The sequence below is a fragment of the Agrobacterium sp. 20P9.1.2 genome (assembly GCF_057799395.1).
In genome coordinates, this window is record NZ_JBYOKI010000001.1 from 1,123,638 (window position 1) to 1,139,507 (window position 15,870).

Genomic DNA, 15,870 nt, shown 5'->3' on the forward strand with positions numbered 1-15,870 from the left:
AGGGTCGTGACCTGAGGGTAGAAACTTCCGCCGCATTTTGCGGTTAATCATGTTTTAGGCATTGGTCGGTGATCGGCACAGCACCGCGCCAGATGCAAGCAAGGGGCCAAACCCCTAAGGAGACAGGCATGAACCAAGAGGTCATGAACCTTTTCAACCCGTCGGTACCGGCGCAGCATTTTGATTCCATCCGGATTTCGATTGCGAGCCCGGAAAAAATCCTTTCCTGGTCTTATGGCGAGATCAAGAAGCCGGAAACCATCAACTACCGTACGTTCAAGCCAGAGCGTGACGGTCTTTTCTGCGCGCGTATTTTCGGACCGATCAAGGACTATGAGTGCTTGTGCGGCAAGTACAAGCGCATGAAGTACAAGGGCATCATCTGCGAAAAGTGCGGCGTCGAAGTTACGCTGTCGCGCGTTCGCCGTGAGCGCATGGGCCATATCGAACTGGCCGCGCCCGTTGCCCATATCTGGTTCCTGAAGTCGCTTCCTTCGCGTATCTCGACATTGCTCGACATGACGCTGAAAGATGTGGAGCGTGTTCTCTACTTCGAAAACTATATCGTCACGGAACCAGGCCTGACGTCTCTGAAGCAGAACCAGCTTCTGAACGAAGAAGAATACATGATCGCCGTCGATGAATTCGGCGAAGATCAGTTCACCGCCATGATCGGCGCTGAAGCCATCTATGAAATGCTGGCTTCGATGGACCTCGAAAAGATCGCGGGCGACCTTCGCACCGAGCTTGCCGAGACCACATCGGATCTGAAGCAGAAGAAGTTCATGAAGCGTCTCAAGATCGTTGAGAACTTCATGGAGTCTGGCAATCGTCCCGAGTGGATGATCATGAAGGTTGTTCCAGTCATTCCGCCGGACCTGCGTCCGCTGGTTCCGCTGGATGGTGGCCGTTTCGCGACCTCCGACCTGAACGATCTCTATCGCCGCGTCATCAACCGTAACAACCGTCTGAAGCGTCTGATCGAGCTTCGCGCGCCTGGCATCATCATCCGCAACGAAAAGCGTATGTTGCAGGAATCCGTCGATGCGCTGTTCGACAACGGCCGTCGCGGTCGCGTCATCACTGGTGCCAACAAGCGTCCGCTGAAGTCGCTGTCCGACATGCTCAAGGGCAAGCAGGGCCGCTTCCGTCAGAACCTTCTCGGCAAGCGCGTCGACTATTCCGGTCGTTCGGTTATCGTGACGGGTCCAGAACTGAAGCTGCACCAGTGCGGTCTGCCGAAGAAAATGGCGCTCGAACTGTTCAAGCCGTTCATCTATGCCCGCCTCGACGCGAAGGGTTATTCCTCGACCGTCAAGCAGGCCAAGAAGCTGGTTGAAAAAGAAAAGCCGGAAGTTTGGGATATCCTCGACGAGGTCATCCGCGAACATCCTGTGCTGTTGAACCGCGCACCGACGCTGCACCGTCTGGGTATCCAGGCTTTCGAACCCATGCTGGTCGAAGGCAAGGCAATCCAGCTGCATCCGCTCGTCTGCACGGCCTTCAATGCCGACTTCGACGGTGACCAGATGGCTGTTCACGTCCCGCTGTCGCTCGAAGCGCAGCTGGAAGCACGCGTGCTGATGATGTCCACCAACAACATCCTGCACCCTGCAAACGGTCAGCCGATCATCGTTCCTTCGCAGGACATGGTTCTCGGTCTCTACTATCTGTCGATCATGAACCAGAACGAGCCGGGCGAAGGCATGGCCTTCTCCGACATGGGCGAACTGCACCATGCGCTGGAAAACAAGGTCGTCACGCTGCATGCGAAGATTCGTGGCCGCTTCAAGACCGTGGATGCCGATGGCAAGCCGGTTTCGAAGATCTATGAAACGACGCCTGGCCGTATGATCATTGGCGAGCTTCTGCCGAAGAACGTCAACGTTCCTTTCGAAACCTGCAACCAGGAAATGACCAAGAAGAACATCTCCAAGATGATCGACACGGTCTACCGTCATTGCGGCCAGAAAGACACGGTCATCTTCTGCGACCGCATCATGCAGCTCGGCTTTACCCATGCCTGCCGCGCCGGTATTTCCTTCGGCAAGGACGACATGATCATTCCAGAAACCAAGGTAAAGATCGTCGGTGACACCGAAACCCTGGTTAAGGAATACGAGCAGCAGTACAATGACGGCCTGATCACTCAGGGCGAAAAGTACAACAAGGTCGTTGACGCCTGGGGCAAGGCTACCGAAAAGGTCGCTGAAGACATGATGGCCCGCATTAAGGCTGTCGAGTTCGACCCGGAAACCGGTCGTCAGAAGCCGATGAACGCCATCTACATGATGTCCCACTCCGGTGCGCGTGGTTCTCCGAACCAGATGCGTCAGCTGGGTGGTATGCGCGGCCTCATGGCCAAGCCATCGGGCGAAATCATCGAAACGCCGATCATCTCCAACTTTAAGGAAGGTCTGACCGTTAACGAGTACTTCAACTCGACCCACGGCGCCCGTAAGGGTCTTGCAGACACCGCCTTGAAGACGGCGAACTCCGGTTACCTGACACGTCGTCTCGTTGACGTCGCGCAGGATTGCATCGTCAACTCCGTGGATTGCGGCACCGATAAGGGCCTCACCATGACTGCCATCGTTGATGCCGGTCAGGTCGTTGCTTCGCTCGGCGCACGTATCCTTGGTCGTACGGCTCTCGATAACATCGACAACCCGGTTACTGGCGAGAACATCGTCAAGGCTGGCAAGCTGATCGACGAAGCCGAAGTGGCGATCATCGAAAAGGCTGGCATCCAGTCCGTTCGCATCCGCTCTGCTCTGACCTGCGAAATCCAGGTCGGTGTCTGCGGCGTCTGCTACGGTCGTGACCTTGCACGCGGTACGCCTGTCAACATGGGCGAAGCCGTTGGCGTTATCGCCGCTCAGTCCATCGGTGAACCAGGCACGCAGCTTACCATGCGTACCTTCCACCTTGGCGGTACGGCTAACGTGGTCGACCAGTCGTTCCTGGAAGCGTCTTATGAAGGCACGATCCAGATCAAGAACCGCAACAGCCTGCGTAACTCCGAAGGCATTCTCATCGCGATGGGCCGTAACATGTCGGTCACCATTCTCGATGAGCGTGGCGTCGAGCGTTCCTCGCAGCGTGTTGCCTACGGTTCGAAGCTGTTCGTGGATGATGGCGACAAGGTCAAGCGCGGCCAGCGTCTGGCAGAGTGGGACCCTTACACCCGTCCAATGATGACGGAAGTGGAAGGCACCGTTCACTTCGAAGATCTGGTCGATGGTCTTTCCGTTCTGGAAGCAACCGACGAATCCACCGGTATCACCAAGCGTCAGGTTATCGACTGGCGTTCGACACCGCGTGGTTCGGACCTTAAACCGTCCATCGTTATCAAGGATGCTTCCGGCACCGTGCTGAAGCTTTCCCGTGGTGGTGAAGCCCGCTTCCAGCTGTCGGTTGACGCTATCCTGTCGGTCGAGCCTGGTCAGAAGGTCTTCCAGGGTGACGTGCTTGCACGTTCGCCGCTGGAAAGCGCCAAGACCAAGGACATCACCGGTGGTCTGCCGCGTGTTGCCGAACTCTTCGAAGCGCGTCGTCCGAAGGATCACGCTATCATCGCCGAAATCGATGGTACGATCCGTCTGGGCCGCGACTACAAGAACAAGCGTCGCGTTCAGATCGAGCCTGCGGAAGATGGCGTCGAGCCAGTCGAATACCTGATCCCGAAGGGCAAGCCCTTCCACCTTCAGGAAGGCGACTACATCGAGAAGGGCGAATACATTCTCGATGGTAACCCGGCACCACACGACATTCTGGCGATCAAGGGTGTAGAGGCTCTGGCTTCTTACCTTGTGAACGAAATCCAGGAAGTCTACCGCTTACAGGGCGTTGTCATCAACGACAAGCACATCGAAGTGATCGTGCGCCAGATGTTGCAGAAGGTGGAAATCACTGATGCAGGCGACTCGCATTACATCGTTGGCGACAGCGTTGATCGCATCGAGATGGAAGACAACAACGACCGTCTGATCGACGAAGGCAAGAAGCCTGCCTATGGCGACCCGGTTCTTCTGGGTATCACCAAGGCATCGCTGCAGACGCCATCGTTCATCTCGGCTGCTTCGTTCCAGGAAACCACAAAGGTTCTCACGGAAGCTGCAATCGCCGGCAAGACGGATACGCTGCAGGGTCTGAAGGAAAACGTCATCGTCGGCCGTCTCATCCCGGCCGGTACCGGCGGCACCATGACCCAGATCCGTCGCATCGCTACAAGCCGCGACGATCTCATCATCGAAGAGCGCAAGAAGAGCACCGGCTCTTCTTCCGCAAACCAGATGTTGCAGGACATGACAGACAAGGCTCCAGCTGCCGAGTAACGGCGGTTGGGGTAGGGGCCTCGCGAGGCGCCGTCTGATGTAAATGAAAACGCCCGGAGTGATCCGGGCGTTTTTGCGTTTCGGGGGTGGTTTGAAGCGTGGCGTGTCACAGACCCGACTTAAAAGCAGGACACACTCAGCTTATGCGTTGAAACAGGATGTGGCACTTGGAGCAACTGACCTTTCGCAGAGCAATCGCAGCCGATCTGACGACGATCATTGGCCTCCTTGCTGATGACGTTCTAGGCGCCGGACGGGAATCGGTTCTTGCTGAAAAGATGGCCCTGTACCGGGCGGCCTTTGCCGATATCGATGCTGATCGCAATCAGTTCCTATGCGTGGTCGAAGATGGCAACGAGGTCGTCGGCACATTCCAACTCACCATCATTCCGGGCTTATCTCGCGGCGGCGCGAAGCGCGCTCAGATCGAGGCCGTTCGCGTGGCCAGATCAAGACGAAACGAGCAAATCGGGGAGGCGATGTTTCAATGGGCCATCGACTATAGCCGCTCTCAAGGCTGCTCGCTTGTTCAACTGACGACGGACAAGGAGCGTCCGGATGCGCACCGGTTTTATGAGCGGTTGGGTTTTGAGCCGACACATATTGGTTATAAGCTGCAGCTGTCTTGACCATGGGCCGCAACGATCATCCCTACAACTAAGAGTGTAACGCAATGTTCAGTATGAAGCCGGTCTCGTTCAAAAACGGAACTATCGATGTGGCAGGCAACATCTATCTTCCGGATAGTTTTGACGAAGATCGGTCTTACGCCGCAATTGTCATCGCTACGCCCGGCAGCAGCGTTAAAGAGCAGATCGGTGCGATCTATGCGGAAAAGCTGGTAGATGCTGGGCTTATCGCTCTCGTCTTCGACCCGTCCTATCAGGGCGAAAGCGGCGGCACGCCACGCGATCTTGAAAACCCTTCAGTGCGGGTAGAAGACATACGCTGCGCGGTCGATTTTCTGATGACGCTGGCTTACGTCGGCGAAGAGCGCGTCGGTCTGCTCGGCATATGCGCAGGCGGCGGATATGCCGTGAATGCGGCGCTACTGAACACCGCTTCAAGGCAGTTGGAACAGTGGTCGCTAGCGATATAGGCCGTGCCTTTCGTGCAATGTACTCCAAAGCAGACCTCATCGGTACCTTGGAAGCCGTCGGGCGACAACGCACCGCGGAGGCGCGGGGTGGTGAAGAGCGTCGTGATCCATGGATTCCCGATAGTCTGAAGGCGGCTGATGCCGCCGGCATGACCGACAGGGATGTGTTGGATGCGGTTGCTTTCTATCGCGAGTCACGCTGGCGCCATGACAACTCGACGAACCGCGTGTATTTCGCGAGCTTCGATCATATCCTTGGCTTCGACGCGTTTCACCTCGTTCCGGATTTGCTGACGCAGGCGCTTCAGGTAATCGTCGGAGGTCGCCGTGGCATTACCGGTTCGTTTGAAGATGGTGAACGGCTGTTTGATCTCGCGCGGACAACGAAGGACTTCTTCGTGATCGAGGGGGCAGGCCATTACGACATGTACCATAAACCTGAATATGTGGCGCAGGCGATTGGCCGATTGGTGCCGTTCTATACCCAGCACCTCGCTGGATAGCGGGTCCGCACATGGCTGAAAATCGGAGGCGGGTCGGGTGAGGGGCGGTCAGCACGCCCAACACCTTCAGCCAGCCACCTGAGTTACTTACGCAAACCTAATAATCGCCACTTCGCCCTCAAGCGCGCCCTGATAGGCAGACGCATGCGGCTCTTCGTCGGGGGCATCCGTCAGCATGCCGATCTGGTCGAGGTCGGCTTCCAGAAAACCTTCTTCGGAAAGAGCGTTCAGCGCTTCGCGCACGGCGCTGTCGTCGTCCGGTGCGCTGAGAATGACGTGGATGTCGATGCCTTCGTCGCCTTCACGCTCATAGGCCTTGCCGATGACGATGAACACCATGGCATCGTCGCGTCCGTTGTCGTTGTCTGGTTCTGTAATCATGACGCGATTCCTTTTCTGGCTATGATTGTGTGGCATATGAGGAAGGTGTGGCCGATGGCCTTGCTTCTTCTTTGCCCTCAAGGGAATCAATAGACGGCTTTTGTGAAAAGCCAAAGGCCGGAATGGGAAAAGCATGCGCGGGGAGGGGCTTTATGTTAAAAGCGTTTCGAAATCCTGTACACCAGGGGCTCCCAGCCCGCCGCGCGGGTACTAAATGCGGATTCACCCTTGACGAAAGCGGGGTAAAACAGTAGTACGCCCGCCATCGGAGCCAATGTGAGGTCTGGCCGTCTGGAACGACTCGTTCTGGAGATCACCTCAAACAAGGCTCCAAAAACACGTACGAGACACGAATGTTGCACGCACGACGTATGATTTACGTCCTCTGCATTGAGTGGTCCATCCGTGAAAACCGGATCGGGCCACGTTTTGCGCATGAGACTATGCGTGCGTCGTTGCCGGAAACGGTATAACCGCCATCCGTGAGGGTGGCTAAAGTAGTTTTTGCAAGGGATGGTTATATGCCTACCGTAAACCAGCTGATCCGTAAGCCACGTCAGGCACAGGTAAAGCGTAATAAGGTTCCTGCTCTGCAGGAAAACCCACAGAAGCGTGGCGTTTGCACCCGCGTTTACACAACGACCCCTAAGAAGCCTAACTCGGCTCTTCGTAAGGTTGCCAAGATCCGCCTGACCAACGGCTTCGAAGTCATCGGCTACATTCCTGGTGAAGGCCACAACCTTCAGGAACACTCCGTTGTCATGATCCGTGGCGGTCGCGTAAAGGACTTGCCGGGCGTTCGTTACCACATCATCCGTGGTGTTCTCGATACGCAGGGCGTCAAGAACCGTAAGCAGCGTCGTTCGAAGTACGGTGCAAAGCGTCCGAAGTAATTCGGTTTAACAAATTCCGGCGCTGCGCGAGGTTCTCCGCGTGGTAAAGCGTCATTCAAAGTTGAGAGACAAATAGTATGTCCCGTCGCCATAGTGCAGAAAAGCGTGAGATCAACCCGGATCCAAAGTTCGGTGATCTGATCGTTACCAAGTTCATGAACGCCATCATGCTTCACGGCAAGAAGTCGGTCGCAGAAAGCATCGTTTACGGCGCGTTCGACGTCGTTCAGGGCAAGACCAAGGCAGAGCCGCTCGGCATCTTCCATTCGGCCCTCGACAATGTTGCTCCGCACGTCGAAGTGCGTTCGCGCCGCGTTGGTGGTGCCACCTACCAGGTTCCGGTCGATGTTCGCCCAGAGCGCCGTCAGGCTCTCGCGATCCGCTGGCTGATCGCTGCTGCGCGCAAGCGCAACGAAACGACCATGGTCGATCGCCTTTCCGGCGAACTCATGGACGCTGCGAACAACCGCGGTTCCGCAGTCAAGAAGCGCGAAGACACGCACAAGATGGCCGACGCCAACCGCGCATTCTCGCATTACCGCTGGTAATCTAACCGATCCGAAAGGCAGTCCGTTATGGCTCGCGAATATAAAATCGAAGACTACCGCAATTTCGGTATCATGGCGCATATCGACGCCGGCAAGACGACCACTACCGAGCGTATTCTTTACTACACCGGTAAGTCGCACAAGATCGGCGAAGTTCACGATGGCGCAGCCACGATGGACTGGATGGAGCAGGAGCAGGAACGTGGTATCACCATCACGTCCGCTGCTACGACGACCTTCTGGAAGGGTCGCGACGGCAAGATGCGCCGTTTCAACATCATCGACACCCCCGGCCACGTTGACTTCACGATTGAAGTCGAGCGTTCGCTGCGCGTTCTCGACGGTGCTATTGCTCTTCTCGATGCCAACGCCGGTGTAGAGCCACAGACGGAAACCGTCTGGCGCCAGGCAGAGAAGTACAACGTTCCGCGTATGATCTTCTGCAACAAGATGGACAAGACCGGTGCTGACTTCTACCGCTCGGTAGAAATGATCAAGACCCGTCTCGGCGCCATCGCAGTCGTCATGCAGCTCCCAATCGGTGCAGAAACCGAGTTCAAGGGCGTTATCGATCTGATCGAGATGAACGCACTCATCTGGCGCGACGAGTCTCTCGGCGCTCAGTGGGACGTCGTTGAAATCCCAGAAGACATGAAGGCCAAGGCAGACGAATATCGCGAAAAGCTGATCGAGACTGTTGTCGAGATCGACGAAGAAGCGATGGAAGACTACCTGAACGGCAAAATGCCTGACAACGACAAGATCCGTGCGCTCGTTCGCCGCGGCACCATCGACGTCAAGTTCCACCCGATGTTCTGCGGTACTGCGTTCAAGAACAAGGGCGTTCAGCCTCTGCTCGACGCCGTTTGCGATTACCTGCCTTCGCCGCTGGACATTCCTGCGATCAAGGGCATCGACTTCAAGACCGAAGCCGAAATCGAGCGTCATGCAGATGACTCCGAGCCGCTTTCGATGCTTGCGTTCAAGATCATGAACGACCCCTTCGTCGGTTCGCTCACCTTCGCACGTATCTATTCGGGCAAGCTCGAAAAGGGCACATCTGTCATCAACACGGTCAAGGACAAGCGCGAGCGCGTCGGCCGTATGCTTCAGATGCACTCCAACTCCCGTGAAGACATCGAAGAAGCCTTTGCTGGCGACATCGTTGCTCTCGCAGGCCTCAAGGAAACCACAACAGGCGATACGCTCTGCGATCCTCTGAAGCCGGTTATCCTCGAGCGTATGGAATTCCCTGAGCCGGTCATCCAGATCGCTATCGAGCCGAAGACCAAGGGCGACCAGGAAAAGATGGGCCTCGCGCTCAACCGCCTGGCAGCTGAAGATCCTTCGTTCCGCGTCAAGACGGATGAAGAATCCGGTCAGACGATCATCGCTGGCATGGGCGAACTTCACCTCGACATTCTCGTTGACCGTATGCGTCGCGAGTTCAAGGTCGAAGCCACCGTCGGTGCTCCGCAGGTTGCTTACCGTGAAACCATCACGCGTCAGCACGAAGAAGATTACACACACAAGAAGCAGTCCGGTGGTACCGGTCAGTTCGCTCGTGTCAAGATCATCTTCGAACCGAACCCAGATGGCGAAGAGTTCAAGTTCGAGTCCAAGATCGTTGGTGGTGCTGTTCCGAAGGAATACATCCCGGGCGTTCAGAAGGGTATCGAAAGCGTTCTGTCTTCCGGTCCTCTGGCTGGCTTCCCGATGCTTGGCGTCAAGGCAACCCTGATCGACGGCGCATACCACGACGTTGACTCCTCGGTTCTGGCGTTCGAAATCGCATCGCGTGCCTGCTTCCGTGAAGCAGCGAAGAAGGCTGGTGCACAGCTTCTCGAGCCGATGATGAAGGTTGAAGTCGTTACTCCTGAAGATTACGTCGGTGACGTGATCGGCGATCTGAACTCGCGTCGCGGTCAGATCCAGGGTCAGGAAAGCCGCGGTATTGCCGTTGTCATCAACGCGCACGTTCCGCTGGCCAACATGTTCAAGTACGTCGACAACCTGCGCTCCATGTCTCAGGGCCGCGCGCAGTACTCGATGACCTTCGATCATTATTCGCCGGTTCCGAGCAACGTTGCTCAGGAAATCCAGGCAAAGTACTCCGGTCAGAAGTGATCGGGGTACGCCCCAAACGAATTTAGAGTTTATTCCCGTTACGGGATCAGAATGGAGAGCCACTAATGGCAAAGAGCAAGTTTGAGCGCAATAAGCCGCACGTCAACATTGGCACGATCGGTCACGTTGACCACGGCAAGACGTCGTTGACTGCTGCGATCACGAAGTACTTCGGCGAGTTCAAGGCGTATGACCAAATCGACGCTGCACCGGAAGAAAAGGCCCGCGGTATCACGATTTCGACGGCTCACGTTGAATATGAGACTCCGAACCGTCACTACGCGCACGTTGACTGCCCCGGCCACGCCGACTACGTGAAGAACATGATCACCGGTGCTGCCCAGATGGACGGCGCGATCCTGGTTTGCTCTGCAGCCGACGGCCCAATGCCACAGACCCGCGAGCACATCCTGCTTGCTCGTCAGGTTGGCGTTCCGGCTCTGGTCGTGTTCCTCAACAAGGTTGACCAGGTTGACGACGCAGAACTCTTGGAACTGGTAGAACTGGAAGTTCGCGAACTTCTGTCGTCCTACGACTTCCCAGGCGACGATGTTCCTGTCGTCAAGGGTTCGGCACTTGCTGCTCTTGAAGATTCTGACAAGACGATCGGTGAAGACGCGATCCGCGAGCTGATGGCTCAGGTTGACGCCTACATCCCTACGCCAGAGCGTCCAATCGACCAGCCGTTCCTGATGCCAATCGAAGACGTGTTCTCGATCTCTGGCCGCGGTACGGTTGTGACGGGTCGCGTTGAGCGCGGTATCGTCAAGGTTGGTGAAGAAGTCGAAATCGTCGGCATCAAGCCAACATCCAAGACGACTGTTACCGGCGTTGAAATGTTCCGCAAGCTGCTCGATCAGGGCCAGGCTGGCGACAACATCGGCGCACTGGTTCGCGGCGTTACCCGTGACGGCGTTGAGCGTGGTCAGATTCTGTGCAAGCCAGGTTCTGTCAAGCCGCACAAGAAGTTCATGGCTGAAGCCTACATCCTGACGAAGGAAGAAGGCGGCCGTCATACGCCGTTCTTCACGAACTACCGCCCACAGTTCTACTTCCGTACGACGGACGTGACCGGTATCGTTTCGCTTCCAGAAGGCACGGAAATGGTTATGCCAGGCGACAACGTCACCGTTGCTGTTGAGCTGATCGTTCCGATCGCGATGGAAGAAAAGCTGCGCTTCGCTATCCGCGAAGGCGGCCGTACCGTCGGCGCCGGCATCGTTGCTTCGATCGTCGAGTAATAAACGCTGACGGTGCCATGGCATCGTCGCGAATAGAGCAGGGGGCAATTCCTGCTGTGTGTTAGTGGCCGATGGCGGTGCGAAAGACACCGCCATCGGACGTTTTATAAAAAGCGTTGCGGCGTTGCATTTTTAAGGCTTGAAAAATCCGGTGAAAGCGCGTAAACGCGCACTCACACTCACCAGTTGGATTCGCATCCGTTGCGAGGCCCGGTGATTTCAACATTACAGACTACCGAAATGATTGGGATGCTGCTTTGCATTCCTCTTGATTTTTGAAAATCTGCGGCGCCACGATCAACAGGTTCATGTATTTCCGCGTGCGGAAATCCAAAGACAAAGAACAAGGACAAGACGAATGAACGGCCAGAATATCCGTATCCGCCTCAAGGCGTTTGATCACCGGATCCTCGATGCCTCTACCCGTGAAATCGTGTCGACCGCCAAGCGCACTGGCGCCAGCGTTCGCGGCCCGGTTCCGCTGCCTACACGCATCGAAAAGTTTACCGTCAACCGCTCTCCTCACGTTGACAAGAAGAGCCGTGAGCAGTTCGAAATGCGGACGCACAAGCGTCTTCTCGATATCGTAGACCCAACCCCACAGACCGTCGATGCTTTGATGAAGCTCGACCTGGCTGCTGGCGTTGACGTCGAAATCAAGCTCTAAGACCTCGGCCTGACCTTGCGAAAGTAAGGGCCGATATAACAAGGAAGGTACGTGGAGCAATCCAACGACTTCCAATCCGGAGACCGGAAACGTCGTGAGATGTCGAAGGGAACTCCTTAACAAAGGCCACAGAGGGTTCTCCCTTGAAGGCTCGCAAGAGGATTGAACCAATGCGTTCAGGTGTGATTGCACAGAAAGTGGGTATGACCCGGGTCTATAACGACGCCGGTGAGCATATTCCAGTAACGGTACTGCGTTTGGACAACGTACAAGTTGTTTCCCAGCGCACAGAAGACAAGAATGGCTACACCGCAGTTCAGCTCGGTGCCGGCCAGTCCAAGGTCAAGAATACGACAAAGGCACTTCGCGGTCATTTCGCCGCCGCCAGCGTCGAGCCGAAAGCAAAGCTCGTTGAGTTTCGGGTTTCCCCCGAGAACCTCATCGACGTCGGTGCAACACTGACCGCAGATCATTTCCAGACAGGCCAGCTGGTAGACGTTACCGGCACGACAATCGGTAAAGGTTTTGCCGGTTCGATGAAGCGCCACAACTTCGGTGGTGGCCGCGCGTCGCACGGTAACTCGATCTCGCACCGCGCACATGGTTCGACTGGTTCGAACCAGGATCCGGGCAAGGTCTGGAAGGGCAAGCGCATGGCTGGTCATATGGGCAGCACACGCGTCACCACCCAGAATCTGGAAGTGGTTTCGACCGATGAGGGTCGCGGTTTGATCCTCGTGAAGGGCGCCGTTCCCGGTTCCAAGGGTTCCTGGATCATCGTCCGCGACGCCGTTAAGTCGGCAGCGAAGTAAGGGAGCCTCATCATGGAATTGAACGTCAAAACCCTCGAGGGAAAAGACGCCGGCACGGTATCCCTGTCGGACGAAATTTTCGGCCTCGACCCGCGCCAGGACATCCTGGCCCGCATGGTTCGTTACCAGCTTGCCAAGAAGCAGCAGGGAACGCACAAATCCAAGAACCGTTCGGAAGTTTCCCGTACGGGTGCAAAGATGTACAAGCAGAAGGGTACGGGCCGCGCTCGTCACCATTCGGCTCGCGCACCGCAGTTCCGCGGCGGCGGCAAGGCCCATGGCCCAGTCGTTCGTAGCCACGCTCACGATCTTCCGAAGAAGGTTCGTGCGCTTGCTCTGCGTCACGCTTTGTCTGCAAAGCTGAAGTCGGAAGAACTGATCATTGTCGATCAGCTCGTTGCGACCGATGCAAAGACAAAGGGCCTGCTTGGCCACTTCGCAACGCTTGGCCTGACCAACGCTCTCGTAATTGGCGGCGCTGAACTTGATGGCAACTTCAAGCTCGCAGCTCAGAACATTCCGAATGTGGACGTTCTGCCGATTCAGGGCATCAATGTTTACGACATCCTGCGCCGCGGTAAGCTCGTGCTGTCCAAGGCTGCGGTAGAAGCCCTCGAGGAGCGGTTCAAATGACGGATCTTCGCCACTACGACGTGATCGTATCTCCTTCGATCACAGAAAAGTCGACGCTGGTCTCTGAACAGAACCAGGTCGTATTCAACGTCGCCAAGGACGCTTCGAAGCCTGAAATCAAGGCAGCGATCGAAGCACTCTTCGGCGTCAAGGTCACGGCAGTGAACACGCTTATCCGCAAGGGTAAGACCCGTCGTTTCCGTGGATTCGCTGGTAAGCGTAAGGATGTCAAGAAAGCCATCGTTACGCTGGCTGAAGGTCAATCCATCGACGTGTCCACCGGACTCTAAAGGTTAGGCCCAAGCGGGCAAAGACCCAAAAGGGAACAAATACAATGGCATTGAAAAGTTTCAATCCGACCACGCCAAGCCAGCGTCAGCTGGTTATCGTGGACCGTTCTTCGCTCTACAAGGGCAAGCCGGTAAAGGCTCTTACAGAGGGCCTCAGCTCGAAGGGTGGCCGTAACAACCAGGGCCGGATCACCGTTCGTTTTCAGGGCGGCGGTCACAAGCGGACCTACCGTCTGGTAGACTTCAAGCGTCGTAAATTCGACGTTGAAGGTACGGTCGAGCGTCTGGAATATGACCCTAACCGCACCGCATTCATCGCGCTCGTGACATACACGGACGGCGAACAGGCTTACATTCTCGCGCCACAGCGTCTCGCTGCCGGTGACAAGGTGATCGCCTCCGAAAAGGCAGTGGACGTGAAGCCAGGCAACACAATGCCTCTTCAGTACATTCCTGTCGGATCGATCATCCATAACGTCGAGATGAAGCCTGCAAAGGGTGGTCAGATTGCCCGCTCTGCCGGTACTTATGTTCAGCTCGTTGGTCGCGATGCAGGGATGGCGATCCTTCGCTTGAACTCCGGTGAGCAGCGTCTGGTGCATGGCTCTTGCCTTGCATCCATCGGTGCTGTCTCGAATGCCGATCATGGCAACATCAACGACGGCAAAGCCGGTCGTTCACGCTGGCGCGGCAAGAAGCCTCACGTTCGCGGTGTCGTGATGAACCCGGTCGACCACCCACACGGTGGTGGTGAAGGTCGCACGTCGGGTGGTCGTCACCCGGTTACCCCTTGGGGTAAGCCTACCAAAGGCAAGCGCACCCGCTCGAACAAATCGACCGACAAGTTCATCATGCGTTCGCGCCATCAGCGCAAGAAGTAAGAGAGGAACTCTCAAATGGCTCGTTCAGTATGGAAAGGTCCGTTTGTTGACGGCTATCTTCTCACTAAGGCTGAGAAGGTACGTGAAGGCGGACGCAATGAAGTGATCAAGATCTGGAGCCGTCGCTCCACGATCCTGCCGCAGTTCGTTGGTCTGACATTCGGCGTCTACAACGGCAGCAAGCATGTGCCCGTCTCGGTCAACGAAGACATGGTCGGACACAAGTTCGGTGAATTCTCTCCGACCCGGACCTATTACGGTCATGGTGCGGACAAGAAGGCAAAGAGGAAGTAATCATGGCGAAGGCTAAGACCGAACGCCGGCTGAAGGACAATGAGGCTCAGGCCATTGCCCGTACGCTCCGCGTCAGCCCCCAGAAACTGAACCTGGTTGCCGCTCTTATCCGTGGCAAGAAGGTTGATCGCGCTCTCGCCGAGCTCGAATTCTCCCGCAAGCGTATCGCTTCCACCGTCAAGAAGACGCTGGAATCGGCAATCGCTAACGCTGAAAACAACCATGACCTCGACGTCGACGCTCTCGTCGTCGCCGAGGCCTATGTCGGCAAGTCCATCACCATGAAGCGTTTCCACGCTCGTGGCCGTGGTCGTGCATCGCGTATCGAAAAGCCGTTCTCTCACTTGACGATCGTTGTTCGTGAAGTGGAAGAAAAAGGGGAGGCCGCATAATGGGTCAGAAAATCAATCCAATCGGCTTCCGCCTCGGCATTAACCGTACGTGGGATAGCCGCTGGTATGCAGACACTGCCGAATACGGCAAGCTTCTGCACGAAGACCTGGCTATCCGCGCTTACCTGATCAAGGAATTGAAGCAGGCTGGCATCGCCAAGGTTATCATCGAGCGTCCGCACAAGAAGTGCCGCGTGACCATTCACTCGGCTCGTCCGGGTCTGATCATCGGCAAGAAGGGTGCAGACATCGAGAAGCTTCGCAAGAAGATTTCTGAGATGACCGCGTCTGAAACGCACCTCAACATCGTTGAAGTGCGCAAGCCTGAAATCGACGCAACGCTTGTTGCTCAGTCGATTGCTCAGCAGCTTGAGCGCCGCGTGGCATTCCGCCGTGCAATGAAGCGCGCTGTTCAGTCCGCACTGCGTCTTGGCGCCGAAGGCATCAAGATCACCTGCGGTGGCCGTCTCGGCGGCGCTGAAATCGCTCGTACCGAATGGTACCGCGAAGGTCGCGTTCCTTTGCACACGCTGCGTGCAGACATCGATTACGGTGTAGCAGAAGCTACAACGGCATTCGGTATTTGCGGCATCAAGGTCTGGATCTTCAAGGGCGAAATCCTTGAGCACGATCCGATGGCTTCTGAACGTCGTGGTCTAGAAGGCGATGCACAGGGCCCTGCAAGCCGTGAGCAGCGCGGTGATCGTGGCGACCGTCGCCGCGAAAACGCTTGATTGACGCTGGCGAAAGATAAGCTCGGAGAAGTTAGAAA

The 15,870-nt window shown here is 56.3% G+C and carries 17 protein-coding genes; 16 read left to right on the top strand and 1 reads right to left on the bottom strand.

The features are described 5' to 3' along the window. Positions 1-128: 128 nt before the first annotated feature. The 4 genes from rpoC (at position 129) to AC27VJ_RS05595 (ending at position 5,939) form a co-directional block, all read left to right on the top strand. Positions 129-4,337 carry a DNA-directed RNA polymerase subunit beta' gene (gene rpoC, locus AC27VJ_RS05580; RefSeq protein WP_353579282.1) on the top strand — a complete coding sequence of 1,403 codons (4,209 nt, stop codon included), beginning with the start codon at positions 129-131 and terminating at the stop codon, positions 4,335-4,337. Between the two features lie 158 nt (positions 4,338-4,495). Further along, positions 4,496-4,966: a GNAT family N-acetyltransferase gene (locus AC27VJ_RS05585; protein WP_488683117.1), complete on the top strand. Its 471-nt coding sequence runs from the start codon at positions 4,496-4,498 to the stop codon at positions 4,964-4,966. Between the two features lie 44 nt (positions 4,967-5,010). Next, positions 5,011-5,436, top strand: a complete 426-nt coding sequence (locus AC27VJ_RS05590; RefSeq protein WP_488683118.1) for an alpha/beta hydrolase — start codon at positions 5,011-5,013, stop codon at positions 5,434-5,436. A 17-nt stretch (positions 5,437-5,453) separates the two neighbouring features. Next, a complete protein-coding gene (locus tag AC27VJ_RS05595; RefSeq protein WP_488683119.1) occupies positions 5,454-5,939 on the top strand; it encodes a hypothetical protein in 486 nt (161 codons plus the stop codon). An 87-nt stretch (positions 5,940-6,026) separates the two neighbouring features. Here AC27VJ_RS05595 and AC27VJ_RS05600 read toward each other — a convergent pair whose 3' ends face one another. Continuing rightward, positions 6,027-6,320, bottom strand: coding sequence for a hypothetical protein (locus tag AC27VJ_RS05600; RefSeq protein WP_062450737.1), 294 nt, complete (start codon positions 6,318-6,320; stop codon positions 6,027-6,029). A gap of 521 nt (positions 6,321-6,841) precedes the next feature. Between AC27VJ_RS05600 and rpsL the strand changes: the two genes are divergently transcribed. From rpsL to rpsC, 12 genes are all read left to right on the top strand, one after another. Then, positions 6,842-7,213 (top strand): 30S ribosomal protein S12, encoded by a 372-nt coding sequence (gene rpsL / locus AC27VJ_RS05605; protein WP_003507760.1) that lies wholly within the window; start codon positions 6,842-6,844, stop codon positions 7,211-7,213. A gap of 77 nt (positions 7,214-7,290) precedes the next feature. Continuing rightward, positions 7,291-7,761, top strand: coding sequence for a 30S ribosomal protein S7 (rpsG, locus tag AC27VJ_RS05610; protein ID WP_062450738.1), 471 nt, complete (start codon positions 7,291-7,293; stop codon positions 7,759-7,761). A 27-nt stretch (positions 7,762-7,788) separates the two neighbouring features. Continuing rightward, positions 7,789-9,888, top strand: a complete 2,100-nt coding sequence (gene fusA, locus AC27VJ_RS05615; protein ID WP_113090066.1) for an elongation factor G — start codon at positions 7,789-7,791, stop codon at positions 9,886-9,888. A gap of 65 nt (positions 9,889-9,953) precedes the next feature. After that, on the top strand, positions 9,954-11,129 hold the full coding sequence (tuf, locus tag AC27VJ_RS05620) for an elongation factor Tu (RefSeq protein WP_113089520.1): 1,176 nt from the start codon (positions 9,954-9,956) through the stop codon (positions 11,127-11,129). Between the two features lie 358 nt (positions 11,130-11,487). Next, on the top strand, positions 11,488-11,796 hold the full coding sequence (rpsJ, locus tag AC27VJ_RS05625) for a 30S ribosomal protein S10 (protein WP_003507767.1): 309 nt from the start codon (positions 11,488-11,490) through the stop codon (positions 11,794-11,796). Positions 11,797-11,966: 170 nt separating this feature from the next. After that, positions 11,967-12,608, top strand: a complete 642-nt coding sequence (gene rplC / locus AC27VJ_RS05630) for a 50S ribosomal protein L3 (protein WP_113089519.1) — start codon at positions 11,967-11,969, stop codon at positions 12,606-12,608. 12 nt (positions 12,609-12,620) lie between these two features. Next, positions 12,621-13,241 carry a 50S ribosomal protein L4 gene (gene rplD / locus AC27VJ_RS05635; RefSeq protein ID WP_077123217.1) on the top strand — a complete coding sequence of 207 codons (621 nt, stop codon included), beginning with the start codon at positions 12,621-12,623 and terminating at the stop codon, positions 13,239-13,241. Continuing rightward, positions 13,238-13,531, top strand: coding sequence for a 50S ribosomal protein L23 (locus AC27VJ_RS05640; RefSeq protein ID WP_062451321.1), 294 nt, complete (start codon positions 13,238-13,240; stop codon positions 13,529-13,531). Before rplD ends, AC27VJ_RS05640 begins: the two co-directional genes overlap by 4 nt. A gap of 44 nt (positions 13,532-13,575) precedes the next feature. Next, on the top strand, positions 13,576-14,412 hold the full coding sequence (rplB, locus tag AC27VJ_RS05645; protein WP_111838908.1) for a 50S ribosomal protein L2: 837 nt from the start codon (positions 13,576-13,578) through the stop codon (positions 14,410-14,412). Between the two features lie 15 nt (positions 14,413-14,427). After that, positions 14,428-14,706 carry a 30S ribosomal protein S19 gene (gene rpsS, locus AC27VJ_RS05650; RefSeq protein WP_045230774.1) on the top strand — a complete coding sequence of 93 codons (279 nt, stop codon included), beginning with the start codon at positions 14,428-14,430 and terminating at the stop codon, positions 14,704-14,706. A 2-nt stretch (positions 14,707-14,708) separates the two neighbouring features. Beyond that, positions 14,709-15,098 (top strand): 50S ribosomal protein L22, encoded by a 390-nt coding sequence (rplV, locus tag AC27VJ_RS05655; protein WP_037172087.1) that lies wholly within the window; start codon positions 14,709-14,711, stop codon positions 15,096-15,098. After that, the gene (gene rpsC / locus AC27VJ_RS05660; protein WP_113089518.1) at positions 15,098-15,832 is read left to right on the top strand and encodes a 30S ribosomal protein S3; all 735 of its coding nucleotides are present in this window, start codon (positions 15,098-15,100) and stop codon (positions 15,830-15,832) included. The genes rplV and rpsC overlap by 1 nt, the downstream gene beginning before the upstream one ends. The last annotated feature ends 38 nt before the right edge of the window (positions 15,833-15,870 follow it).